The following is a 25,036-nucleotide window of genomic DNA, read 5'->3' as shown; positions in this document are numbered from 1 at the left end:
CGACTGTATGAAAGAGTATGACCTCTACCTATTTGACTGTGACGGAACCATTCTTGATACATCAGAATTAATCTGCAAGTCCTATGAATTTCTCTGCACACGGTATGGCCGTCCCTTCAATGCACAGGAAGTGCAACGCTCCATCGGTATCCCCTTGCGTCGGCAAATGGAATTTCTCTTCGGTCCCATGTCAGATACGCATTACGACACCTTACAGAAAGAATTTATGGAGTATCAATACGCCCATGCAGACTCTCTCTTACGGGTATTCCCCGGCGTACGCGACACGCTGTTGCAACTTACTAAACACAATAAACACCTCAGCATTGTAACCTCCCGACGACGCGCCTCACTGCTACGCTACCTTGAATTTGTCTCTCTCAAAGATCTTTTCGAATACTGTATTACCCCTGAAGATACCGCGCTCCCAAAGCCGGCGCCAGACCCAGTGAAGAAGGCTCTTTCATACTATCCCCCCAGCACGGCTGTGTTTATCGGCGATTCATCCGTTGATATTCAAAGCGGCACTCAGGCGGGAATAGAAACGGTGTTTGTAAGGTGGAACAAGACCTCCCTTCCCACAGGGTGTATCCCCACCACCACAATAGATACCCCTCAGGAACTTCTTTTTTCAGGAGCATCGCAGTGAGCCCTCCCTATCCTGCTCCCTTTGAAGAATTTGAGCCGACCCTATGGCATACAAAAAAACGGCTGTTCAAGAATATTGCCGCCCCCTATGTGGTTGGAAGAGCCCACGGAGTGGAAGGCAGGATCATCTACCATAATCTAACGGATGAGGTAAATGAGGATATTCCCTTTCTTGATAAAATACTCCTTGAGTATCAAATCGGAGATCGCGGGTATGTCATTTTCTCTGTACGTGATATTTTTGAAGCTCCCTATAGTTTCTCCCACGCAGGATTTGGCAATATTACAGGAGAACTGGGTGAGCGAATTTCCCGGCGTATTGTCAAGTTTTTCCTCAAACACCTCTCTGATTCTGGAAAAACCGGAGGAATTTTCGATAAACGGTTTAACCCGCAAAAGAAAAACGGCTACTTAGTTGCCAATACCGACACCTATGTACTAAAGATTGATGAATACCCAAACTTGGTGATTCTTGAAAAAGATAAGATCCCTCCATGGCAGTATACCTGTATTAAAGAATTGGACGGTCTTTTTGACTACCGATATGGCAATGAACGCCACATACTTGTCTTGGAAACGAAACTGGATAAATTACAAATAAACTGCGCCAAATTAAAGGACAACCTTTTCTCTCCCCTGGAAAAGCTTCTCCCGGATGCTCATTTCCACTACATCCTTTTTTCAAGTGAGCATGCCCTGTATAAGCACATTCAGAAATACCCTATTCTTCGGGAGAAACCTCTCGAAATATATACCGCTTTGAAAGAACAGGGAATATCAACCATCTTTTTCACCTTCAATGAAAGTCGAGACGCCTTTGATAGGATGGCGCACCATCTTGTAACCCAATACTCACGAATCGGCTATCAAACAGTGGAATTTTCTGGAAGAATTGTTATGGATCATCATAAAATTGCAATCTACAACAACGGTGAAAACCCCTTTCTCTATCTCGAAAAAGATAAAAAATTGGGGTACTGGCGGGAAACGCCCTTTAAATAAGTTCTATTCCTTGAAATAGTTCAATTGTATTTTATAATAGATATGCCGTAAACCTTTGATAACAGGATTATCTATGAACGTATTATTTGTCTCATCTGAAGTAGTCCCCTTTGCCAAGACTGGTGGGTTGGCCGATGTTGTCTCCGCCCTTGGCGCTCATATGAAAAAACGCGGACATGATGTGCGTATTGTCTTGCCCTACTATAGCTCCATACGAGACACGGGCGTAGAAACAGAGACAGTTCTTGAATCCATGGGTGTTTCCATGGGCCCCGGCATCGAGATCTGGTGTAGTGTAAAGCAGGTTATCGGGACAGGAGGCGTACAGGTACTCCTTATTGAGCATGACGGTTTTTTTAATCGTGAAGGCTTGTATCATGACAATCAATTTACAGACTACGGAGATAACGCAAAACGGTTTGGGTTTCTCGCCCGCGCTGCATTGCAAGTAGCTATTGACACACAATTTTCTCCCGACATTATCCATGCCAACGATTGGCAGGCAGCCCTGGTTGCAGCATATCAAAAAGTGTGGTTTTGGGATAACCCCATCGTGGGTCAGGCTGCGACAGTATTAACCATTCATAATGCCCGCTATCAGGGGAATTATCCCGGAGACAATTATCACTGGCTGGGGTTTGGCCCAGAGCATTTTACCCCGGATAAGTTTGAGGATTATGGTGATATTAACATGCTGAAAGCGGGAATCTATTTTGCCGATATGGTGAATACGGTAAGCCCAACCCACGCAGCAGAACTAATTCGTCCCTATTCTGACTTTGGAATGGAAGTTGCCCTAAACAATAAGGGCGACTCCTTTCTCGGCATATTAAACGGCGTAGACTACGACGAATGGTGTCCTGAGAAGGATCCCCTTATCCCCCAGAAATTCTCCGTAGATGATCTTTCCGGAAAAGCCCGTTGCAAAGAAGAGCTTCAAGATGCCTTCCTCCTCGAAAAACGGGATACCCCTCCCATTATCGGCATTGTGGGACGCATGGTAGAACAAAAAGGATACCATCTGCTTATTCCCGTCATTGAAACCATTCTTGCCACCCATGATGTGCAGTTTGTGATACTTGGAAGCGGAGACAAGGGAATGGAAGATTTCTTTGGCGCACTTCCGGAACGATATCCCGGCAAAGTAGGCTCGTGGATTGGCTATTCAAACGAGAAAGCCCATCTTATTGAGGCAGGGGCGGATATGTTTCTCATGCCATCCATATTTGAGCCCTGCGGATTAAATCAAATCTATTCGCTTAAATATGGAACCCTGCCCATTGTTCGAGCCGTTGGCGGCCTGGATGACACGGTTCGTAACTTTGATATTCAGCGAAACGAGGGTACAGGGTTTAAATTTTGGGATGCAACTCCCGAAGCCCTGCAAGGCACAATAGAATGGGCTCTGGATATTTGGTATACTCACCACACCGCCTTTGATTGGCTTCGCCGCTGTGCCATGCGCGAAAATTTCTCGTGGGAGATTGCCACAGACCATTATGTGGACTTCTACCACGAAGCCCAGCTCAAACGGGCAGAGTATAATCGAAGCTTTCAATAGCAAAGCCTATTTACCGATGCAGAAACTCCCGAATATGTCATTGAGGACCTCTTCGGGAGAACTCTTTCCATAAATACTTTCCAAATGGGAAAGTATGGAGCGAAGATATTCTGCCTGAATTTCCATGGGTGTTCCAAGGTCTATCTTATCAAGCTCCTGTACAATTCTTCGTACAAGGGCTTCTTCTCGTTCAGTCCCTATGACAGTCTCATACTCTACATCACAGTATCTTTCATGTATTCGCGTCTCGATCTCCCTGAGAAGCTGAGACACCCCCTCCCCCGTCCGAGCAGAAACGGAGCACGTATACACACCATGTTTCGTGAGAAACGATTCTGCACTCTCAACCTGCGGAGAATCACACTTATTCGCAACCCCCAGCACTTCCGCCATACCTGAAGATACCGCAGAAAAATCACTTGGGGTACAGCCGCTATCTTCTGATACAAGCCATACTACCAGAGCACTCTGAGCTATCGCTTGTTGCGTTCGCCGAATCCCCTCCTGCTCTATTTCATCGGTGGTTTCATTTAAACCAGCCGTATCAATAAAGCGAACGCGCATTCCTCCGAGAAGACGCGTTTCAGTGATAATATCCCGGGTTGTCCCTTTACGTGCATTAATAATCGCACGATCATACCCAAGAAGAGCATTTAAGAGTGATGACTTTCCTGCGTTGGCACGACCCACAATGCAGACATCCACCCCCGTATCTATCTCACGCAGGCGCTGACGTTTTTCCAACTCCTTCTCAAAATCACGGTGTATTTTTTGCAAGAGATGTTCCATTCGTTCTGTAAAGGCCGCACTTTCTCCCACGTCGTCGGTATCGCTAAATTCAATGGCTGTCTCCATATCTACTAAAAGAGCATGAATATCATCTTTCAGAGCATCAAAGAAGGGACGTTCCTGCCCTAGATAGTGGGCAAGGGCATTTTTATGAGCCTGCACACTTTCTGCATGGATCAGACGGTGAATGGACTCCGCTTTTTTCAAGTCCAGCTTTCCATGCAAAAAAGCCCGCCGGCTAAACTCTCCCGGATCTGCATAGCGAAGAGGGGTGGACAAAAATAGAGATATGATACGTTCAAGAAGCGTTGTTCCGCCATGACAGATGAGCTCAACCATATCTTCCCCCGTAAATGAACGGGGCGCAGAAAACTTCACCGCTGTGATCTCATCAATAACCTCTCCCTTTGCACAAAGAAGATACCGCCGCAATTGCCCCGGACTGGCCGTCTCAAACCGCTTTTTTTCTTGAATAAAGTCGGCACAAAGTGCATGTGCGTCAGGACCGGAAATACGCAAAACCGCAAGGGCTGCGTTTCCTCGCGGCGTAGCGAGGGCAACTATCGTATCGGAAGAAACCATGAACACCTCTTGTTATTAACAGTTATCAACACTTTCAACATGTATATACAAATCCCCCCTCATGGTACACCGCTACTTAAAATGCTTCTCGATGTAGTGTTCCAAAAGAGATTCTGCCGTCTCACGACAGCGGCCACACACCGTTCCCAGACCGGTATCATCCTGTAGATCGGTGTAGGTACGACTTCCTTCAAGAATAGACTCTTCAATATCAAGATCTGTCACATTTTTACACTCACAAATAAGCTTCGCCTTGGGCTCAACGACACGATCTTCCATACCGTTTTTACGAAAATAATCATTTGCAGCAGCGCAAAGGGCCTTATCCCCCAATACAGAGCAGTGGATTTTGTTATCGGGGAGACCACCAAGCCGTTCCGTAATATCCTTCGGGGTTATCTTCATGGCCTCTTCAAGGGTTAAGCCCTTTATCGCTTCAGACAACATGGACGTGCTCGCAATGGCACTGGCGCACCCAAAGGTCTGCCATCGACAGTCAATGATTTTCTCTGTCTCTGCATCTATCTGCAAGGCAAAAAGCATTTCATCGCCGCACTGAACATTCCCATCTTTCCCCATACAGTCATAGGCAAAATCTTCGTCATTTTTCCACGCATTCCGCGGATTAATAAAGTGATCCTTCACAACTTCGCTATACACCCAACCTGACATAGTTACTCCTTGTTATTTTCTGTATACTGTCGATATCTCCCGCAGCTTTGTAATGGTACTCTCAACATGGTCTAACACATAAATGACATCTTCCTGAGTTGTATCGCGTCCAAAACTAAACCGAATTGATCCGTGCGCCATTTCAGCATCATGTGCCGTGGCAAGTAATACATGGGATGGATCAAGTGAACCTGTTGAACAGGCAGATCCCGTGGAAACGGCAATGCCAAACATATCAAGATACAAGAGAACTGACTCGCCCTCTACACCGCGAAAAGAGACGTTAACTGTACCGGGGATCACCTCGGTTTCATGGCCATTAATAGAAACATCATCCACGCGATTACGAAGCTCTGAGATAAAAAACCGTCGTAGGTCCCACAGCCGCTTACCCTCTTCTTCCATCTCCTGCTTCCGCTGACGAACCGCCTCTCCCATGCCAACAATGCCCAGAGTGTTCTCTGTGCCGGCACGGCGGCCCTGCTCTTGATGTCCGCCCAAAATAAAGGGGCAAAAATCTGCTTTATCGGCCACATATAAAGCGCCTATTCCCTTGGGACCGTAGATCTTATGAGCAGAAAAGGACATAAAGTCCGCTCGAATCTCAGACACATCAATGGGTATTTTTCCCAGTGCCTGCACGGCGTCGGTATGAAACAAGGCGTTTTTAGCATGAATAATTTTTCCAGCGCTAACCAGATCCTGAATTGTTCCAATTTCATTATTTACCATCATAATGGAAACAAGGGCGGTTTTCTCTGTAACCAGCTCTGCCAATTGTTCTAAATTGATGCGTCCAAAGCGGTCCACATCAAGATATCTCACCACAACTCCACGCAACTCTGCTTTTTTCGCAGACTCAAGGATACACGGATGTTCAATTTTCGTTGTCACGATTTCGGTCTTTCCGCACATGGAGCGGCTACAATCACGATGTCGACAGGGAAAAAGGTTAAAAATGGTATTGTTCGCCTCAGAGCCACTTCCCACAAAAATGATATTTTTCGGGCGTGCCCCCACAAAGGAAGCGACCTCCTCACGAGCCGCTTCTATTTCCTCACGGGCCTGTCGGCCTTGGGTGTGCATACTGGAAGGATTGCCATATAGATCCATGGCAGCCTTCATGCGCTCCTGCACGGCGGGATGAAGCGGGGTTGTGGCATTATAATCCATATATACAGGTTTCATATTCACTCCAAAAACAGTAGTACTCCCGTAAATATACAAAGAAGCGGGATTTCCGTGCAGATTTTCCGCAAAAAAGTCTACCGATTGAGTAAACTATTGTCGAGAGAGGGGAGCAGCCTGCTGTTGTTTCCACCCGAGAAGTTTCTCCCATGCCAAGGCGGCGCGGCGTTGTATGTCGCCATCATCATGATCAAGATAGAGATCACAAAGATCTTCCAGCTCTTTTGAACAAAGAGGAATAACCGTAAGGAGCCACAAAGCAGTAAGGATCATATTTTTTTCTGAACTGGTCATCATTTTCAGCACATCAGGAAGCACATCCCGTTTTTCAAGAGTGTATAGCGCCTTGAGAGTATTGCCGCGAACCCGATTATTGGGATCATTTTTGAAACGAATAATCATGTATACCAAACGGGGCTCATGAAGCATCTCAATAGCTTCAATCGCATTGGCACGCACTCGCGGATCAGAATCTTGCAAAATAGAACGGAATAGGTGATGCTCGAGAGAATTAACAAAATACCCCAGAACTTTTACCGCTGTGGCTCGTACATGCGTTACCTTACTGCGCAGGAGCGTAATAAGGACTTTTCGTACAACCTCATCGTCGTTCATATATCGTAGCAATTGTATGGCATGGACACGGCGTCCCTCACTTCCGCGCCGAATCTCACTCAACACATTGGCAAGAAAGTCAGGAGTCAGTTTCCGCACCACCTCAATCAGTTTCTGTACTTCCTCACAGGAAAGCTCCTCAAGACGATCTAAAAGAATATTTCTGATGAAATCTGCGGCGGTTTCACGTGCAATATGGGAAATATGTTCGTTGGAACTTTGGACAAGAGGAATAAGGTATTTTAAATCATGGGGGGATGCATGGGCGGTAAAACGCAGCAACCCCTGAATCACCTGTTCTTCCTCAGGAGAAGATAGTTTCTCAAGAAGCTCCGCTTTTTTTCATATGCACTTCCGTGATGAATACACCCATATAGAGGGTATCATATTCATCAGAAAGTGCAACCCTAAAAAAAGAGAAGTCCCGATTTACATTTTCTCCGGGACCACAATACCTAAAATGCTCAGAACATCTTCCACGGTTTTAAGCGTCCATTGACAAAGGCTAATCCAACTCCCCCTCAGCGCCGTGTCTGCTTCTTTCATAATATGACAATCACGATAAAACCGGTTAAAAACCTGTGAAAGGTCATACACATAATCGCACAAATAATTAGGCGCACAATCTTCGGCAGCTTTTTCATAGACATCACCAAGACGCCCTAATTCAAGCAGGAGATCCCGTTCTGAGTCGTGACGAAAGGGGAGAATCTCGCCAGAGGAAAACCCCGCAGCTTGAACCTTGCGGAGAATTGACTTTATTCGTACTGCGGAATAGAGAATATAAGGGCCGGTTTTACCTTCAAAGCGGCTAAACTTGTCAATATCAAAAACATAATCAGAGAGACGGTGGTTTGAAAGATCGGCAAATTTCAAAGCTGCAATACCAACCATACGAGCAATCTCGTTCTTCTCTTCTTCGGAAGCATCTCTGCCAATCCCCGACTCCTCCATACGTTCTGCGGCACGATTGATAACCAAATCCATCAATTCGGCAAGCTTCATAACACCGCCTTCACGGGTTTTAAAGGGCTTCCCATCTTTGCCATTTACCGTTCCAAAACCAACATGCTCCAAGGAAACCGTATGGGAAACAATCTCTGCCATACGCACTGCACGAAAAACCTGTTCAAAGTGAAGGGCCTGCCGCTTGTCTACGACATAACAGATCCGGGCCGGAGAAAACTCCTTCATGCGATACTCAATGGTTGCGATATCGGAGGTTGCATAGAGAAACCCACCACCGGATTTTTCGAGCATAACCGGCGGAATTTCCTTAGAATCATCAGGACGTGACACGTCCATAACCTGCGCCCCCTGGCTCTCATACACAAAGCCATCACGGGTCAATTCTTCTACAACACGCCCCATACGATCCATGTAAAAACTCTCTCCAAGCCAGTGATCAAAATGTACTCCCAGGCGAGAAAAGTCCCGGTGTAAGGTTTCCGTCGAAAGAGCCACAAAATGCTTCCATAATGCAAGATACCCCGGACGGCCTCTTTGGAGTTCATCCGTTGCTTCCACGGCCTCTTTCATCCGTTCTGGGTCTTCTTTGCACGCTTTACTGGCTTCGGGATACATTGTCTCAAGCTCATGAATTGTCAAGGGAGGAGTTTCTGGAAACCCTTCTGTTTGCAACGAATCGAAATAGGGAAGCTCGGGCATACGACGCTGCAACTCCGTAATCAGCATGCCCATTTGTGTACCCCAGTCACCGAGATGATTATCACTGATTACATTATACCCCACTGTTCGAAAGAGCCGTTGCAGAGAATCGCCAATAATGGCGGATCGCAAATGTCCCACATGCATGGGTTTTGCCACATTAGGACCGGCAAAATCGACCACAACGGTTTTGCCGGTACTGTCCCACGTGGGCTCTTCATGTGCACTCTGTGAACCATATGAAGCCAAATAGGTATCGGAGAGGGTCATATTGATAAACCCCGGCCCCGCAATTTCAACACGGGAAAACCGAGTGTCATCCACAAGCAGTGCCACGATATCACCGGCAATCTCCCGCGGTGCTTTTCCAACCTTCTTAGCCATGGCCAAAGCACCATTACATTGAAATTGACATAAATCAGGACGATTTGATCGCACTGTTCGTGCATACGCCGCATCATACCCAAGGCGACCAAAGGCAGATTGTAACACTTGCTCTATCTCAACTCGAAGAGGTATCATCTCTACTCCTTATTACATATTTGCCTTAATATAAAACTTTGCAAAAAAAGTTGCACCTTCACGCGTTATACCGTATGATTATATTAGTAAGGGGTGCAAAAGTGTGCATCCTTGTCATTGACATACGGCGGGAATATGAGTGTAAAAAAACATATACTTGAACCATTAGTTGCTGTTCGGGAACACGGTCCTTCCGTAGAGATAAAGATCGACCCAACTCAAGATAAGGCAACCATCTTCAAGGGCATACAAAACATACTTACAGAAAACCGGGTGGTTAATGCAGACCTACCAACCATTAAGTCGGTTATCGAGAAAGAAAGTAATGCCTTTGAACCAATTGGTCCCATCTTTGTGTATTACCAAGAAGAATATGATTCCTATCTTATTACAAAGATAAAAGCACTTCGAGCAACCCTCATGGTGAAACGAGAATACCTTGATGAAGACTTCCCCCTTACCGTGGATGTACTTCGGTATAAACTCAAAAAGAAGGGGTGGTTTTTGGAATTGATGAGGCCGCCTTGGAAAAAATTGTAGAAGAAGAGCTCATCGAAGAGAACGTCCCCGTTGCCATGGGAACAGAACCCATCCCCGGCAAAAATGGCGGTATAGAGTACAAGGTCTCCCTGAGCAAAGATCTCACTCCCAGCGTAAAGGATGATGGAAGTGTCGACTTTCGTGAAGTTAAAAGTATTACGCAGTTAAGCAGAGGGGATATAATTGCGGAGCAAATCCCCCCCACCGAAGGAACTCCCGGAAAAGCAGTAACAGGAGAAGAGATTCCTCCTACACCGGGCAAACCCTACGTGCTTAACCCCTCAGAAAACATCAGCGTCTCCAAGGACGGTACGCAATTAATTGCTGAAAAAAATGGCGTATTGTCAAAAGACAAGGATCTTCTGGTTCTCAAAGACTATCTCGAAATACCCGGTGATGTTGATTTTGAAGTAGGCAATATTAGCTTTCCGGGACGAATTATTATCAACGGAAGCGTGCGACCAGGATTTACCGTAGAAGGAGGGGACGATGTCTTGATTCATGGAGATGTGGAGGCGGCAACCATCAAATCAAAAGAAGGGTCCGTTCAAATTGAACAGGGCATCATCGGAAAGGATACGGCATACATATACTCTCCCAAACGAGTCAATGTCAACTTTGCGCAAAACTGCACCTTAGAAACTGAAGGGCTGATAAATGTGGAAAACTCCCTTCTGCACTGCTCCTGTTACTGTAAGAATTTCCAGGCAGAAACAAACGCCAAAGTTATTGGTGGCATGGTTGAAGCAGAACAATCAATAGAAATAGGCCATTCAGGTAATAAAGACAATACAAAAACAGAGCTTATCGTTGATGACAAACAGCGACGCGAACTTCAAAATAAACGACAGCAACTTACGGAGGCTCTCTCCCTTCTTGAAAAACAGCAGATGCCCCTTATGCGGGATATTAAAAACAAAAAGAAACTTATCTCCAAGGTTGGCTCTGACGCCCTCTCGCCGAAAGTAAAACAGCAAGTTGTCAATGAGGCAAATCAACTAAAATCTATAGAAAAAAAACTCAATCTCATTCGGAAAAACCTGCTTCTTATTGAAGAAGAACTGGAGAAAGACTTTGATCAATCAGGGTATGTCACTATTGCCGGTACAATACATTCGGGAACCATGGTGCGCCTCTACCGAGAAGTACATAAAGTGAAGAGTGAAGCCACAGGAAAAATATTCCGCATTGTCCGAGGAGAAATGAAAGTTAGCAATAAATAAATATTGTTTTCGCCATCCCCCCTTATATATTTTAGGCAGGAATAAAAACCCGGAGGATACTACCATGTCGAAAGTTTGTCATTATTGTGGGAAAGCTCCCGTATCAGGAAATAGCGTTTCTCACGCTCACAATGTGAATAAACGTCAGTTTAAACCCAATTTGCATAATAAAAAGGTGGATGTAGCAGGTGAACGACGCACCGTAAAGATATGCACCAAATGCCTCAAATCTATGTAGGGGATACGACGAATCAATCACAGAGGCTTTCTGTTGCTACAGGAAGCCTTTTTTATTGGCCCAGAGCATCCTCTATTTCAGCAAACATCTCCTGAGCATTCTCCCACTGATCCATCTCCTGTGCAAGATTCTCCTCCACCCGTAACTTCTCACCTTGCTTTTCCGCAAGAAGGGTGTGGGCGTGACTATTCTCATCTGCATAGAGAATTGTATTAATTTCCTCTATCTGCGCCTCCAGTTCGGAAATACTCCGCTCTGTGCGATCAATGATGCCCTTCAAACGTTTTCGCTCTTCATAGAGTTCTCGTCTCCGTTGCTTCGAATTGTTTTCAGAAGAATGAGACGATGCTCCCCCCTGCTTTTTCTGAGAGGTATCTGTTTTGTGGGTCGTCTCTACAAAATAGCGATAATCGTGTAAATTTCCCGGATAATCACGTACAACCCCCGGACGAACCTCGATAATTCTGTCGGCCACCGCTTCAATTAAATACTCGTTGTGGGATACAAGAACCACCGTTCCTGTGTACTCGTGCAACGCCGTTGCTAAAGATTCAATTCCTTGAATATCAAGATGGTTTGTTGGTTCATCAAGGAGAAGAACATTTCCCGGCTTCGCCAAAAGAAGAAGGAGGGAGAGACGGGATTTTTCACCTCCGGAGAGTACAGATACCGGCGTATCCACCTCCGCCCCGGAAAAAAGGAATGTACCCAAGAGCGTACGAATCTCTTGCGGGCGGTTCTCGCCCGTATGAGCCACCACACTCTCATACACAGAAAGGGCCGGGTTTAGCTCTTGTACCCGATATTGATTAAAAAGAGAAATACGCGCTTTAGAACTGTACGCAACCTCTCCTTTCTGTGGCGGCAACTCTCCACTGCACACCTTAAGAAATGTTGACTTACCGGCTCCATTCGGTCCAATAACAGCAATCTTTTCACCCCGCCCAACGGTAATATTTACCGAATCAAGAACTGTGGTGGTATCATATCCTGCAGAAAGATTATTGAGCTTTATAGGCACCGTACCGCAGTCATCGGGTGAGGGCAGACGGAAAGAAAGCCTTTTCTCCTGCACAACCTCTTCGGGAAGCTCTTCCTGTAGTCGTTCAAGCTGCTTCATCTTAGCCTGTGCCTGCCGTGCCTTGGTGGCCTTACTCTTAAACCGGGTAATAAATCGTTCAAGCTGTTCCATTTTTTGCTGTACATTCTCTGCACGTTTCTCTGAAAGCCGTTGCTGTTCAGCCTTCCACGCATAATACTCCGTCACACTTCCCTTATGACTAAGAAAGGTCTTATGATACACTTCCACAGTAACCCGACACACACGGTTGAGAAAGGCAATATCATGACTAATGATAAGAAACCCACCGGAGAAGCCCCGTAAAAACCGCTCAAGCCAGATAAGAGAGTCCATATCCAAGTGATTGGTAGGTTCATCAAGCAGGATAAAATCAGGGTCTGTAAGCAAGAGCCGGGCCAAAAAGACACGCATACGAAACCCACCGGAAAGCTCTTCCAAGGGATTCTTAATTTGTTCATCAGTGAGGCCAAGCCCTGCAAGAATAGCTGCGGCACGAGACTCTAAAGAGTATAAATCAAAGCGCTCCATATTCTCAATATACTGTGAGACCCGCTCTAAATTTTCTGCCCCACCCTCTGATTCGATTTGTGAAAAAACATCCTCATCGGCAAGGTAGGCTGCATAGGGCTCCATGGTAATTTCCAAGGGAGTTTTCTCCCGATCATACTCTTCTACTTCCTGCGGAAGATACCCCATGCGAAGATTAGGCGGTATGGACAAGGTTCCCCTATCCAGCTCTTCATGACCGGTGAGCATACGAAACAGAAGAGATTTTCCTGCGCCATTTCGTCCCACCAAGGCATATTTCTCAGACTCCGTGAGAGTGAGATTCGCGCCACCATATATGACTTTATCACCAAACTGCTTTTCAATATTCTTAAGTTGTATCATCTATTCTCCCCGTATCGTAAAATATATTTGCCTATGCACCACATGGGGCTTTCCTTGGCGGATAAAACATATTTTGGCCATTAGCCAAGAGCTTTCTTTAGGAATAGGGATATGAATACAGGAACTGTCTACTTTGCTCGATGGATTTTTACGGGAGATACACTCATATCACATGGTGCACTCCGTGTGGTGAACGACCGTATTACCCATGTTGGCCCCCGTACGGGCATTCGTCAATCCGGTGATGCCATTGAAAATCTTGGTAATATGATTCTTATTCCGGGAATGATTAATGCATATACAACCTTTGAGGATGCGTCGCTACGCCACCGAGAATCACGCTTTGAGGGTACCTTTACAGAATTTCAGAGCCGGCTTGCTGCCATGAGTCAAGAGATTACACACCACCAACGACAACGCGCAACCCGCCTTGCCGTACAAGAGTCTCTCTCAAACGGCATCACCACCTCCATACAACTGTTAAAAAAGACCTGCCCTGATGATTACGATACTCTTCCCCACCGATTTTTCCATATCAAGAATATGGCACATCGTAGGTTCCTCTCTGAAGAGGAGATCACCCGCTACATTCACACCCTTACAGGAAAGCACTATTTTGGGATAACACCGGGCAAACTGCATAGCCACGCTCTTTCCCATATAAAAGCAATTATCCGCAGCGTACGAACCCAGCACATTCCCTTAGTTCATTACATTGGTGAAACGGCGGAAGAGTTTGGTGCTTTCACAGAACAGGGCGGGCCATATTTTGACCATCTTTCTCGCGCTGGCCTCTGGAAAATTAGAGGGAAAAAGGAGAGCCCTGCCACCTATGCCATTCGCAATGCCCTTATCCCCCGCTCAGCCATGCTCATAAACCCAAACTACTTCAGCAGTACAGAACTGGGTTCCCTGCGGGCTTTGCAAACCACCTTAGTGCTTCTACCACGCCTTGCAGAACGGTTTGACGCTCCGGCATTCCCCATAGAAACAGCTCTCAAACATGGAATAAACCTTACCATAGGCACTGGTAATTCGGCTTTTTCACCCACAATAAATATTCTCGATGAGCTCCACTGCATTGCGCAATGCCACGAGGGGCTGTCTCCCCAAACGCTCTTACAAATGATTACCCAAAATGCAGCAAAGGCTGTCCGTTGCGCCTCCACTCTTGGACAACTTGCCCCAGGGTTTCAGGCAGACATCACAGGAATACGACTCGACCCGCTCACAAAAACACCCCTGGCCGACACAATACGAAGCAGTAATGGTGTAGAGTGTATTATTCAGGAAGGAATTCCCATAATTCTACCATAAGGGTTGCCATACCATAATTCCTATTCTATACTTTCTCTATAAGTGGAGGTCCTATGAAATATGTCGTACTCATCTGTCTCTTTCTCTTTGCATGCGGGCGGCACGAATCCCTGCACAGAGACAAACAAAACCACTCTTATTCTCTGGAAGAACAAAAGAAAGCAACCCGTGCTCTTACTGAGAAAGTACAGTTGCAAGAAGACCATATACGTCAGCTAGAAACACGCCTTCATACACATGAAGAGGCCCTTGATCAACTTCGTATACAGCAGGACGAACTCTCTCCGGTACAGCTTGAAGAATTGAGCCTTCGCCTAACCCTTCTTATTCAAGCCTATCGCGATCTATATTCACAAGTGCAGGCAATCCGCGTTCTTCCACAGGTACACTCCAAAAAAGAATCACCCAAACGTCCTGATGGATTTACCACCTCCGAAGTTCTACAGGCGATATTGGGAGGTGACGAATATCCCCTTTACAGTAGAGGTCTTGATCAATATCGTTCCGGTTTTTTTGAAGAAACGATCAAGACAATGAACATTTTTATGGAGAAATATCCCGAAAGTTCCTTTTTGGCTGATGCACTCTATTGGAAGGCGGAATCGCACCGACAGCTGAAGCGCTACGACACGGCCCTTACACTGTATACCCAAGTGGAGAAAACCCCCCAGTCGTCAAAACGAGATGCGGCATCCTTTCGTATTGCCCAGTGCTATCTTGCACTCTCAGAGACCGCAAAAGCCAAGGAACAACTTCAGTACACCCTGTCGCGATACCCGGCAACAGTGTATGCAGAGAATATTCGTCGGTTACTTGCACGAATAGATGAATAGTTTACAAAAAAGTTACCATTGCGAAAACCAACAACAATTCTTTCTCCGAGTTCGAAAAGCCTGTGGGGCTGTTTATTCCGTAGATCTTGCAGAGCACCTCTGATTATTTACCTGTCGGAAAACACTCTTTTTTTGTTATATTAAGGTGTACTTTTCTTACAGAGGTGAATGTATGCAGTTACCAAAAAACAGACGGAAACAGAAGCGTCGAGAGAAACGATGTCAATACGTAGATAAAGATGGCAACGTATGCGGCAAGCTTTTTTTCGGGATTCATATTTCAAAATATTGCGAAGAACACAGGAAAGACAAATATCGTATTCGTAAGCGTACCGCCCCGGAAGATATTAACAAGAAAAATCAAACAATCAAACATTCATATACAGAAGTCATGACCATGGAGTCAACTTGTGCTCTCCATGGATGCAATGAAAAATTTGAGATTAAGATATTTCCACGACAGTACGTATACCCTAAATATTGCACAAAACATCGCAGCGAGTATCGACGGGTTCGCCATCTTAAAAATATCGGTCGGGAAGACTTGATTGAAGATATGAAAGCCGGTGGGGAAACAACGGAAATAGACATGTCAGATGAGTTTGACGTATAACCCTAGGAAGAAAAGCTCTTCCATAGGGTTACGGTATTGCCTTGATCGTTGTAGGTAAAGTCGTACCCATAATCCCAAAACGTTTTTATGCCCCGTCCGGAAAGTTGCAGATGGGGCATGTCGTATTCATCATGAAAACTATCACGCAAGCCATCACAATACTCCTGCCAATCAAAGCCTCTCCCGCCGTCAGCAATTTCAACCTCAATCTTCTTTTCATTCATGGAAAGGCGTACGGTAATATCTTTCTCAGCCTGCTCCCGAGCACCATGAATAACCGCATTACCCAATGCTTCATACAACACAAGTTTTAACCCATACTGGTGTCCCGCAGGAACAATTTCGCACGTATCAGCTATCAAGGCCTCAATAATGGGATCGATAAACCGTCGTAGCCCACTGAAACGGTAGTGTATATCTCCATTCTCTTCTGAGCGATCCATATCTGGTGGCGTACCGGGAAAGTCCGCAAGCAGCACCATCACATCATCATCCACTTCGCCACGCTGCTCTTGTGTCGCTTCATACAAACGAGAAATAAAGGTATCACGGTCCTCTATTGTACGAAGAGCTCGCACCGTAGATACGAGTTCGGGAATTTCCGCGCTCCACACTCGCTCCCCCTCAATCAAGCCATCCGTGTAGAGCAATACACGATCTCCCGGATACATATCAATGGTAATTTTCCGGAAAACTGCTTGATCAAACACCCCCAGGATATCTCCTCCTTTTCCAATCTCGCGGACATTTCCGTAGCGGGGAATGAATATGAGCGGAGGATGCCCCATGCTTACCACGGTCAGTTTATATTTTAGCCTATCGAGCAAGGCATAACATCCAGTCATATACTGGCCGCTGTTCATCAGCTTCACCAAGACAGAGTTAATCATGCGCATGCTCTCCACAGGAGAGGTGTAGGCATTGCAATTCTGGTGAAGAAGCGCCTTTACCGAGGAAGTAAGAAACCCCGTTGAAATTTTATGCCCGGCAAAGTCCCCCACAAAATACCCGTACATGGTATCATTAATTTGTATAATATCGTAAATGTCTCCCCCTGCGGCGTGAAGAGACTCATAGAGAACGGCAAAGCAGGCGCTTTCAAGATCTTCTGGTTGTTTTAAGAGTGAATTTTGTGCATCATGGATCTGTGTAAGAATATCTGCCTGTGAATTAACCAGGGATTGTAAAGTAGAGTAGAGTCGAATATGCGCTTTCAAGCGAGCAAGCACCTCTATCTTATTAAAGGGTTTGGTGATATAATCAACGGCACCCAGTTCAAAGCCCTTAGCCAAAGACTCAGCACCCTCTTTACCTGTAATAAAGATGACGGGGATTTCCGCAGTCTCAGGAATGGCCTTTAAGCGGCGAATAACCTCAAATCCATCCATTCCAGGCATGACAATATCAAGAAGGATGCAGTGGAACGTGTTGTTCTGAGCATACTCTACGGCTTCTTTCCCAGAGTGTGCCGCTTGAACATCATACCCATTGGTTTGCAGAATTGAGCTCAAGACACGGGTATTTACCGGTAGATCATCCACAACGAGGACTTTTTGATTCATACAATAACTCTCATATATTTGAAGGTGTGGATATTTTTTGAAGCATCCCATCTGTAAGATCAAGTGCTTCCATAAGAATAGAACGATGCAGGGAGGTCCTGCACAATAGATAGAGCCTCATGGAGAATCCCGCATCAGTAAGATCACCCACGGCTTCGGTTTCCAACTCACTATGTAAAATATGACACAGGGCGGCAATCTCTTCTATGAGACGGTGGGGGTAGAGTCCTTTTTCCTGCACATCTCGCACCATATCGTACATAAGCAGATAGTATTCTGCCGCTTTTTTCTCTAATTCAGGAGCACGACGGAACAGAGCCCGCGATAAAACCCACTCTTTACGATTGTCCGGCGGAAGAGGTATGGTGATAAGTCCGGCTGTGGAGGTATGAGCATATCCATCAACGATATGCAGATACGTTTTGATGGATGTGGCAATACTCTCCTCATCATCGAGGATTGATCTCATTATGGAAACCCCTTCACAGAGAAGATCAATTTCCCGCTCTTTCAGAGATATCTGCCCCGTTCTATCTAACCCCAATAAGGTTTCAAGGGAGTGTGAGATCTCTTCAATCTCAGGATACCCTGAAAATGCGGCCATGCTTTTAATATTATGGAACTCACGAAACAACTCTTCGATAAGGCAGGAGTGGTCTCGATGGGGATACTGCGCGATCCAGTGTTCCAGCTGCGAAAGAAGGTCGTGAATGCGCCCTAACTTATCATCGGTACTTTGTAGAAACTCCTCTACATCACTCACCAAAGTCATGGAGGTTTACACAATCCGAATGTGTTTATCAAGGCGCATCACCTTAAACATTCTGACAATGTCCGAATTGACATTCTCCAGGGTAAGGCTTCCGCCATTCTTTTTCAAACTGTTTTGTATTTTAATAATAAACCCAATTCCTGTGGAATCGATTATATCAACAGCCTCCATATTTAAAACAATTTTTTCTACACCATCCGCAATAATATCGCTAATCTCATCGTGGAGATTACCCACGGTGGAAGAAACGATATCCTCTGTAATGTAAATTGATTCTGCTTCCATATTACCTACCTGTTACTGTCATTGATGATGTGCCCGTTTGGCGGAGTATGTCACGCAATTCTTCATCATCAAAAGGTTTTTGTATGATTGTATGAAAAAGATTATCCTGAACCATGGTATCCTCAAGCACATCATCCTGGGTCGTCACTAACACGACGGGAATTTCTCCGTCATGGACAATATTCCGCACCTTTCGTGTAAACTCTACACCATTCATGGTGGGCATATTCATATCTACAAAAATAATATCGGGACGAACATCCTGCAAAGCATCCAAGGCCTTTTCCGGTTCTTCAAAAACCCGCAAGGGAATTCCCTGACCAACCCCCATACGAAGATACCGCTTGCGGATAAAAGGCTCGTCATCTATCGCCCATGCCAATTTGCGATGGGTAATACGTTTTGTGCATACGGGAAAGGTTGTATTCAAACGAGCCTCATACTTCTCCCGATACTGTTCCATCCCCTGGTATGAGAGAATGTCACTGAGGGCTTCTTGAAAGCACGCATGTTCATAAAGACGCTCAACGAACTCCAACTGATCTGTAAACACAAGCACTTCCGCAAGGCGACGGGGAGAGTACACAGAACTCAATATCATATTTGCCACCCCGGTCACGAGTGTATGGTCAATCTCTTCAACCCCTTGGGCAACCGCAAAGGCAACATCATCGCTAATATCAAAGAGTCCATCAAGGATGAGTCCATGATGCATCGTCCGAGAGAGACGAATTAATGACTTATAAGCAAGGGCTCGTACATTCGGATTTTTAATCCCGCTTTGTACAATACGTCTTACGGTTTTCTCAGCGTCAACGATGCCTAAATCAGAAACAATATCCAAGAGCGGAATAACTTGATTGGGGCGATGTTTCTGTTCTTCTATACGCGCACTGACCAAGGAATGATACTCCTTTTTCATTGTGCTTTTTACCTGAGTTTTCGCAAAATCACGTACGTATACATTAGGACTTCCCGTGATATCAAGAAGCGTAGAAAAAGCATCTACACTTTTGCGTGACGCAATTTTCTTTGTAATAAGAATATCACACTCTGTATCATCTCCAAGAAGATCTTGAAATAGGGGAAGAGCCTCCGCGTCGGGATGAGTATCAATGTGGCGAATCACCGCAACCTTCACGGAAATGTGTTCAGAACCATAAAATTGCACCAGTACAGAAAAAACATTCTCCACGGCACGAAGCATGGCCTGCTGTTCATCTTCCGAAAAGTGCGAAAGCACCGTGCCCACCTCAACTTCTTCAACGACCTCTGGCGGGGTGTGGGGCAACTGCGTAATAACGGATTGGTAAAAACTCTGAAACTCCCCGGAAGCAGCTAAAGAGGCAAGCTCCTGTACAATACGAGACTTCTCATTCATGGTGTGTATACCCCTGCAAAAAAAGATATTCTCACACATGGTAAAATGAAACCCAGCTCTTTGCAAGCATTTTCATCGGAGAGTGAGGAATTACTTCCTCGATCTTCCCATACCACACAACTGCGGTTCCCGCAACTCTTGCACACCCATTCGTATGCCCCCCAGAGCATGGACGACTCGCCACTGCTTTGGGTCCACCAGGTATTTGAGCAGATTGCTCGTGTCAGGAAGGGAATGATCATGCATTGATAGCACGGAGGATACTCCTCTGTCTTCAGCTGACTTCTCACGGTCATCCGGTCACCTCACGATAACCGCAGCCATAGGACACAAGGAAAACCACAAAAAAATGCGGAGAGCTCCTGCCTCCGCATTTATTCACACCGGGGATTTTGTTTTTGGAGTGATCCCCGCTGAGCACACGTCTTATATGTTCTGCTATAATATACGTTGTATTATGTAAAAAACAGGAAAAAAGTACATTGAGGCCGAATTTTGTTAGCCTTGTCTAAAACAGAGGTGTAATTTATGTAATCTTCTTGAAAAAGATACTATCACGCAAGATCTGCCGTCATAATATGCGTTGAATTATCCGGGGTATTAAACCAAAATAGAAGGCTATCACCTTCAACACTAAAACAGTCTTGAAAACTCCCCTTACTGCTACAAGGACGAATATTAGAAAAACTTTTTTGCGCTTCCTGGATAAGTTGTTTTTTCACATGCTCCATACTCATATACCTCTTTTGTGATGAACGTATTCATCACTGTTGGAGCATAATTCATGCCAATGGAAAAAACACCGAGAAAAAGGAAGTTTTGGGAGACACCAGGGAAAATACTGCAGAAGGGGGAGAGAAAATTTCCCCTCCCTCCTGATGTTTATCGAGGAGGATAGATAATCAATTTCTTGATAGAACTGGTAATATCCTCACGGGAGGCGTCACTGCGATGAAACCGTTCTGCTCGAGCACGCGTGTCCCGTTCTGCATACAGACGGTAGAGGTAGACATTTGGAGACAGGGGGGTTCCTCGTGCATCACGAAGATCCCACGTATATCCAGGGCGCACATCGGGAACACGTTTCACCAGCTGACCATCCAAGGTGAAAATTTTCAACTCTGTTCGCCCCACATTGCGTCCGGGCTCATTAAACCAAAAACGTGTATACTCGCCCATGCGAGCCGGAGAAGGAAAGGCAAACACCTCGCCAAGGGTATACTGGCTTTCCTCAAGAGAGGTAATATCTAACACATACTGCTTCCGTGTCCGATTGCCCAAAATATCAGAAGCTGCCACGGTGAATGTATACTCCCCCGTACGAGGAACAGAGCTTCGAGGAACAAAGAGGGTAATACGCCCTGCTCGATCTCTTTCCGCAAGGCTCTCAAACTCTTCATTCACCACGCGTAAGGGCATCACCCCATCAATTTCCACAGTAATTCCTTCACCGGGTTTGTCATAAAAATGATCAATTCCGGAAGTGTCCCGGAGAAGTATCTCTAAAGAGATAAAATTCTGTATTGTTGTATCCACACGATCATTAATAATTGGAAAGGAGGTATCTCCAACAAAACCATCAACTTCGATTCTTCCCGGAGCGTCAACAAATTCGCTGATAAAACCTTGGTCCAAATCTTCCCGATCACGACTCGGCTGCAATCGTACGGCTATGGAGGGGCCTTCTGTATCGGTTGTGTCTATTTCATCATAATTAATCCCCTCAACAGGAAGCGTATCCGTATACGCCACAAATGCATCGGGGGAGTCCTTGGCCCACGCATACATTCGGAAGGTAACCCCCGAATCAACTTGAGCAATGGAGCGAGGAATTTGTATAGTATGGGAAAGGGCTGTCCCCTGAGATTCCAACACGCCACTATGGTATACCATATCTCCCGGAAGATCATATGTACGCATCACATCAGCGGGGGCACTTTCAAGATCTTTCCGTTCAACATCATGGCGGATGGGGTTTTGGACTGCCACGGTGTACCGTACATTTTCAGCACCGGCAAGTTCTGGCGGGAGCTCTCCAGAAAGGGTCAGGCGATCAAAAATTGCCGCTGAATGAGCTGGTTCTCCATCCACTGTGGTAATCTCCAGCTCCCTCGTGGGACGCGCCCGATGCGGACGATACGCCGGGTCTCCCATAAGGGCATAGCGCTCCACCCGATTTGCCCCAAGACGGGCTTGGCCAAAGGCCATGCCAACCGTAGGGACCTCACCATTTTGGGGGGTAAAAAACTCTGAACTGAAACGTCTTCCAAAGGTTGCATTACTTCCATCCCACGATTCTCGGGTACTTCCAATGGTGGCAATCGCTCCCCGGCCATCGGCAAGTACTAAGCGCGTTCCGATATTATCAAGTTCGTGATTGTCAAAAAACGAGACCGCACAAGAAAAGGCCGCAAACAGAAAGTAGTTATCACGATTTTCAAGAAAGGAAATATCATTTACCCCGAAAACTCCTTCATCGGTGAGAGAACGATTCGACCCATGACCGAAAAAAGAAACCATCATGGTACCCCGATTAAGCTCTGAAAGAAACCGGCTTCGTGCCCCTGGTTTTGTCCAACCGCTACTAAAGGGATATTCAAGCAAATTGACTTCAAAGAGATCATAGGCAGGATCCTGCGCCACGAGGGTATTCATAAAAACATTATTCCGCTGCCAATGCTGGAGATTTTCCGGTCTTCCACGCTGTGTATCATCATCACTGAGAAAGAGAACCCGATTACGAAAATCATCCTGCTCGGGAGGTTTCTCATCCATGGTCCGTAATTTTGCAAGATATGCCCGTGCTTCAGCACGGGTATTTGCGGGAATTCGCCCAACAAACAACGCAGGAATATTCCCCCCCGTTATGGCTTGGGCCGGTTCATCCCCCGGTCGAAAATAGGCAAAAAACTCTTCTAAGACAGGAGAGCCGGAAGAACGAGATATATAGGGAGGTATATGGTTTTCAAGGTCTGTACGATACCCCTTGTAATCATAATGCCCCATGCCAAAAAGTGTCAGATACGATGGCATTCCGAGATCTTCAAAGGCCCTTCGCAAACCATTTCGTATGGCAGAAAGGCACCGCATTCCTCCGGCAAATTCACGGAACACATCTTCTACAAGAATAATGCCCGGCCGCATACCTTGACTGGATTTGAGTTCTGCCAACTCCTCTGCGGCCGAAAAGAAATATTCTGTGGTAAGAATGAGATAGTCATACTCGCCACGATGGGTGTGAAGGCTTGGAATAAGAAAGGGGGATGTTATGGCAGGAGGTTCCCACCGTTGAAGAGACGTATGAAGAAACTGGCTTTCCGGAATAACATGATAACTCAACCCCATGCCAAGGGTATCTGCCCACGCAAAGGTACCGCCAGAATCTGGTTTGCCCACATACTTCATTGTACCGTGACGACTGTTTTCCCGCAGTACAAGGGTATACTCTTCAGGGAGATTCTCCAATTGATACTCCACGAGATTCTGCCCATCCTGAGAAGAGGCGTCACGCGAATAAAAGGTGAGAGCGGTGCTTGCCCCGGAAAAATCGAGGCTCCGATCATAAAAGAGATCATAATACCAGAGATCACCAAGCCCGCCACTTTGAAAGGTAATCTCAAAAGATTCTGCTTCATCCACCCTTTCGGCTTCATACCAAGGGGTTTTTCCTGCGGACCACGAAAGGGGAGATCGCTCACGTCCTCCAAAGGAGAGACCGAAACGCGGAGCGCCATCCACATTAGTAAAGCCAAAACGAATCCCCACGGAGCTCTCCTCCGCCGGAGAAAAGATTCGTCCCGCAAGGTTTTGACGAAAACTGTTGTTACGCTGATTGAGGGTAATCCATTTCCACCGACGGGAGGTAGTGGTAGCATAATCTGAATCGAACGTCTCAAGGGCGTTACTCTGTTGAATTCGCCGATACACCCGTCCCGTCTGTTCCACAGGAAAATTTTCCGCAGAGGATGGCTCGTATGATTCCATCACTGTTCCCGTATCAATACTAATCCAGTAATGCCGACGATAATCAAAATCACTATAGTTCATTGTCCAGTCATTATCCTGCCACACCCAATAATTTACAGCAGATGCAGGAATAAGAACCTCATCCTCAGGGTCAAGGACCCCCGTATTGCCATGATCACGCACGATCACCGGAACATCTACAAGACCGGGGGGAATAGTGCCATAATCGGGAGTTTCCGCAGAGTACACATCTCTATTGGAGGCACGAACGGTGATACTCTGTATGGGTATAGCCTCCCCCAGTTCAGCAAGCTCGGCTCCGGTGAAACGATATACACCGTTAATATCTTCCACGGCCGACTCTTCATGGCGCAGATTACCTTCCACCGCATGGTCAAAATGCAACACAGTGGCAGAACGTGACACATAGGCGGACGCGGCATCTGCAGAGAGCGTTCGTGGAGGCTGTGCACTCTTACGCAACTCAGCAGGATTAAGAACAGATCGCTCAAGCGCTGCTGTGTAATCGCTCTGTCGAAGTCGTTGCCCCTCTGTGACTGGAGGATACTCTATGGTCAACCGTGCCGTATGTATCGAACGGGGGGCCAACCTGCTTCCGTCATGGGAAAGGGGCGAAAGGTGAATTTGCTGCAGCTGTACCCCGCGAACTTCCAAGGGCTGTATGGGCCCTAGATGAGTATTGGCGGGTAACTCGACATATCCTGTATCATCTTGAAAGTTTCCCGTAATTCCGTGGGTGTGCTCCGCATGTACTTCGATGGTAGTACGCACGTCTTTGCGCTGTGGAAGAGCGAGGAGGAGTTGTTTTGTTGGGTATGGAACCTCTTGTGCTCCCACTACTGCAGGGGCCAAACCCGGCACCGTCACCCGACGTTCGCCCGCCGTATCCTCTTCAGCCACAGGAGCAGGAAAGGTAAAATCAAGGACAATGCGTCCGGGCTCTTGTTCAACCACTTCATAAAAGGATGCCCATGACGTACCCATAAGTATACAAAGCACCATACAAACAGCGCGAAACATCTATTCTCCTTGTTTACACTCTCTTTTAATATACTACGCAGAATCG

General features: G+C 46.2%; 22 protein-coding genes. 9 read left to right on the top strand and 13 right to left on the bottom strand.

All coding sequences use genetic code 11. The features are described 5' to 3' along the window. Positions 1-7 precede the first annotated feature (7 nt). From CALK_RS05790 to glgA, 3 genes are all read left to right on the top strand, one after another. Positions 8-649: an HAD family hydrolase gene (locus tag CALK_RS05790; RefSeq protein WP_022636731.1), complete on the top strand. Its 642-nt coding sequence runs from the start codon at positions 8-10 to the stop codon at positions 647-649. Beyond that, the gene (locus CALK_RS05785; protein ID WP_022636730.1) at positions 646-1,650 is read left to right on the top strand and encodes a hypothetical protein; all 1,005 of its coding nucleotides are present in this window, start codon (positions 646-648) and stop codon (positions 1,648-1,650) included. Before CALK_RS05790 ends, CALK_RS05785 begins: the two co-directional genes overlap by 4 nt. 73 nt (positions 1,651-1,723) lie before the next feature. Next, positions 1,724-3,211 carry a glycogen synthase GlgA gene (glgA, locus tag CALK_RS05780; RefSeq protein ID WP_022636729.1) on the top strand — a complete coding sequence of 496 codons (1,488 nt, stop codon included), beginning with the start codon at positions 1,724-1,726 and terminating at the stop codon, positions 3,209-3,211. A gap of 6 nt (positions 3,212-3,217) precedes the next feature. Here glgA and mnmE read toward each other — a convergent pair whose 3' ends face one another. The 5 genes from mnmE to argS form a co-directional block, all read right to left on the bottom strand. Next, the gene (mnmE, locus tag CALK_RS05775) at positions 3,218-4,582 is read right to left on the bottom strand and encodes a tRNA uridine-5-carboxymethylaminomethyl(34) synthesis GTPase MnmE (protein WP_022636728.1); all 1,365 of its coding nucleotides are present in this window, start codon (positions 4,580-4,582) and stop codon (positions 3,218-3,220) included. Between the two features lie 72 nt (positions 4,583-4,654). Continuing rightward, positions 4,655-5,254, bottom strand: a complete 600-nt coding sequence (locus tag CALK_RS05770) for an iron-sulfur cluster assembly scaffold protein (RefSeq protein ID WP_022636727.1) — start codon at positions 5,252-5,254, stop codon at positions 4,655-4,657. 12 nt (positions 5,255-5,266) lie between these two features. Then, positions 5,267-6,442 carry a cysteine desulfurase family protein gene (locus CALK_RS05765; RefSeq protein ID WP_022636726.1) on the bottom strand — a complete coding sequence of 392 codons (1,176 nt, stop codon included), beginning with the start codon at positions 6,440-6,442 and terminating at the stop codon, positions 5,267-5,269. Between the two features lie 93 nt (positions 6,443-6,535). After that, complete coding sequence (locus CALK_RS05760; RefSeq protein ID WP_022636725.1) at positions 6,536-7,351, bottom strand: HEAT repeat domain-containing protein; 816 nt, start codon at positions 7,349-7,351, stop codon at positions 6,536-6,538. 135 nt (positions 7,352-7,486) lie between these two features. Beyond that, complete coding sequence (argS, locus tag CALK_RS05755) at positions 7,487-9,247, bottom strand: arginine--tRNA ligase (RefSeq protein WP_022636724.1); 1,761 nt, start codon at positions 9,245-9,247, stop codon at positions 7,487-7,489. Between the two features lie 135 nt (positions 9,248-9,382). On the opposite strand from argS, the gene CALK_RS05750 reads away from it, so the two are divergent. The 3 genes from CALK_RS05750 to rpmB all read left to right on the top strand — a co-directional run bounded on the left by CALK_RS05750 (position 9,383) and on the right by rpmB (position 11,248). Further along, positions 9,383-9,787: a hypothetical protein gene (locus CALK_RS05750; RefSeq protein WP_022636723.1), complete on the top strand. Its 405-nt coding sequence runs from the start codon at positions 9,383-9,385 to the stop codon at positions 9,785-9,787. Next, positions 9,772-11,010 (top strand): DUF342 domain-containing protein, encoded by a 1,239-nt coding sequence (locus CALK_RS05745; protein WP_162146704.1) that lies wholly within the window; start codon positions 9,772-9,774, stop codon positions 11,008-11,010. The genes CALK_RS05750 and CALK_RS05745 overlap by 16 nt, the downstream gene beginning before the upstream one ends. A 64-nt stretch (positions 11,011-11,074) precedes the next feature. Continuing rightward, positions 11,075-11,248 carry a 50S ribosomal protein L28 gene (gene rpmB / locus CALK_RS13415; RefSeq protein ID WP_022636781.1) on the top strand — a complete coding sequence of 58 codons (174 nt, stop codon included), beginning with the start codon at positions 11,075-11,077 and terminating at the stop codon, positions 11,246-11,248. A 52-nt stretch (positions 11,249-11,300) separates the two neighbouring features. Here the strand turns inward: rpmB and CALK_RS05740 are convergent, their stop codons facing one another. Continuing rightward, the gene (locus tag CALK_RS05740) at positions 11,301-13,220 is read right to left on the bottom strand and encodes an ABC-F family ATP-binding cassette domain-containing protein (protein WP_022636721.1); all 1,920 of its coding nucleotides are present in this window, start codon (positions 13,218-13,220) and stop codon (positions 11,301-11,303) included. A gap of 111 nt (positions 13,221-13,331) precedes the next feature. Between CALK_RS05740 and CALK_RS05735 the strand changes: the two genes are divergently transcribed. From CALK_RS05735 to CALK_RS05725, 3 genes are all read left to right on the top strand, one after another. After that, positions 13,332-14,537, top strand: a complete 1,206-nt coding sequence (locus CALK_RS05735; RefSeq protein WP_022636720.1) for an amidohydrolase family protein — start codon at positions 13,332-13,334, stop codon at positions 14,535-14,537. Between the two features lie 53 nt (positions 14,538-14,590). Beyond that, positions 14,591-15,370, top strand: a complete 780-nt coding sequence (locus CALK_RS05730) for a tetratricopeptide repeat protein (RefSeq protein ID WP_022636719.1) — start codon at positions 14,591-14,593, stop codon at positions 15,368-15,370. Between the two features lie 172 nt (positions 15,371-15,542). After that, on the top strand, positions 15,543-15,983 hold the full coding sequence (locus tag CALK_RS05725; protein ID WP_022636718.1) for a hypothetical protein: 441 nt from the start codon (positions 15,543-15,545) through the stop codon (positions 15,981-15,983). A 2-nt stretch (positions 15,984-15,985) separates the two neighbouring features. Here the strand turns inward: CALK_RS05725 and CALK_RS12140 are convergent, their stop codons facing one another. From CALK_RS12140 to CALK_RS05695, 7 genes are all read right to left on the bottom strand, one after another. Then, a complete protein-coding gene (locus CALK_RS12140; RefSeq protein WP_022636717.1) occupies positions 15,986-17,545 on the bottom strand; it encodes a response regulator in 1,560 nt (519 codons plus the stop codon). Between the two features lie 10 nt (positions 17,546-17,555). Beyond that, a complete protein-coding gene (locus CALK_RS05715) occupies positions 17,556-18,317 on the bottom strand; it encodes an Hpt domain-containing protein (protein ID WP_022636716.1) in 762 nt (253 codons plus the stop codon). Positions 18,318-18,323: 6 nt separating this feature from the next. Next, the gene (locus CALK_RS05710) at positions 18,324-18,602 is read right to left on the bottom strand and encodes an STAS domain-containing protein (RefSeq protein WP_022636715.1); all 279 of its coding nucleotides are present in this window, start codon (positions 18,600-18,602) and stop codon (positions 18,324-18,326) included. Between the two features lies 1 nt (position 18,603). Then, entirely contained in the window at positions 18,604-19,983 is a 1,380-nt protein-coding gene (locus CALK_RS05705) for a response regulator (RefSeq protein ID WP_034636981.1), read from the bottom strand. Positions 19,984-20,073: 90 nt separating this feature from the next. Then, positions 20,074-20,238, bottom strand: coding sequence for a hypothetical protein (locus CALK_RS12835; protein ID WP_155851800.1), 165 nt, complete (start codon positions 20,236-20,238; stop codon positions 20,074-20,076). Positions 20,239-20,537: 299 nt separating this feature from the next. Further along, positions 20,538-20,714, bottom strand: coding sequence for a hypothetical protein (locus CALK_RS05700; RefSeq protein WP_155851799.1), 177 nt, complete (start codon positions 20,712-20,714; stop codon positions 20,538-20,540). Positions 20,715-20,865: 151 nt separating this feature from the next. Further along, positions 20,866-24,990, bottom strand: coding sequence for a C25 family cysteine peptidase (locus CALK_RS05695; RefSeq protein WP_022636713.1), 4,125 nt, complete (start codon positions 24,988-24,990; stop codon positions 20,866-20,868). Between the last annotated feature and the right edge of the window lie 46 nt (positions 24,991-25,036).

It is taken from the genome of Chitinivibrio alkaliphilus ACht1, from assembly GCF_000474745.1.
Lineage (GTDB): Bacteria > Fibrobacterota > Chitinivibrionia > Chitinivibrionales > Chitinivibrionaceae > Chitinivibrio > Chitinivibrio alkaliphilus.
This window is presented reverse-complemented; position numbering and strand designations above follow the sequence as displayed.

Coding starts and splice junctions, on each gene's coding strand:
- CALK_RS05790 (WP_022636731.1), top strand. CDS start 8: ATGAAAGAGTATGACCTCTACCTATTTGACTGTGACGGAACCATTCTT.
- glgA (WP_022636729.1), top strand. CDS start 1,724: ATGAACGTATTATTTGTCTCATCTGAAGTAGTCCCCTTTGCCAAGACT.
- mnmE (WP_022636728.1), bottom strand. CDS start 4,582: ATGGTTTCTTCCGATACGATAGTTGCCCTCGCTACGCCGCGAGGAAAC.
- CALK_RS05770 (WP_022636727.1), bottom strand. CDS start 5,254: ATGTCAGGTTGGGTGTATAGCGAAGTTGTGAAGGATCACTTTATTAAT.
- CALK_RS05765 (WP_022636726.1), bottom strand. CDS start 6,442: ATGAAACCTGTATATATGGATTATAATGCCACAACCCCGCTTCATCCC.
- argS (WP_022636724.1), bottom strand. CDS start 9,247: ATGATACCTCTTCGAGTTGAGATAGAGCAAGTGTTACAATCTGCCTTT.
- CALK_RS05750 (WP_022636723.1), top strand. CDS start 9,383: ATGAGTGTAAAAAAACATATACTTGAACCATTAGTTGCTGTTCGGGAA.
- rpmB (WP_022636781.1), top strand. CDS start 11,075: ATGTCGAAAGTTTGTCATTATTGTGGGAAAGCTCCCGTATCAGGAAAT.
- CALK_RS05740 (WP_022636721.1), bottom strand. CDS start 13,220: ATGATACAACTTAAGAATATTGAAAAGCAGTTTGGTGATAAAGTCATA.
- CALK_RS05735 (WP_022636720.1), top strand. CDS start 13,332: ATGAATACAGGAACTGTCTACTTTGCTCGATGGATTTTTACGGGAGAT.
- CALK_RS05730 (WP_022636719.1), top strand. CDS start 14,591: ATGAAATATGTCGTACTCATCTGTCTCTTTCTCTTTGCATGCGGGCGG.
- CALK_RS05725 (WP_022636718.1), top strand. CDS start 15,543: ATGCAGTTACCAAAAAACAGACGGAAACAGAAGCGTCGAGAGAAACGA.
- CALK_RS12140 (WP_022636717.1), bottom strand. CDS start 17,545: ATGAATCAAAAAGTCCTCGTTGTGGATGATCTACCGGTAAATACCCGT.
- CALK_RS05715 (WP_022636716.1), bottom strand. CDS start 18,317: ATGACTTTGGTGAGTGATGTAGAGGAGTTTCTACAAAGTACCGATGAT.
- CALK_RS05710 (WP_022636715.1), bottom strand. CDS start 18,602: ATGGAAGCAGAATCAATTTACATTACAGAGGATATCGTTTCTTCCACC.
- CALK_RS05705 (WP_034636981.1), bottom strand. CDS start 19,983: ATGAATGAGAAGTCTCGTATTGTACAGGAGCTTGCCTCTTTAGCTGCT.
- CALK_RS05700 (WP_155851799.1), bottom strand. CDS start 20,714: ATGGAGCATGTGAAAAAACAACTTATCCAGGAAGCGCAAAAAAGTTTT.
- CALK_RS05695 (WP_022636713.1), bottom strand. CDS start 24,990: ATGTTTCGCGCTGTTTGTATGGTGCTTTGTATACTTATGGGTACGTCA.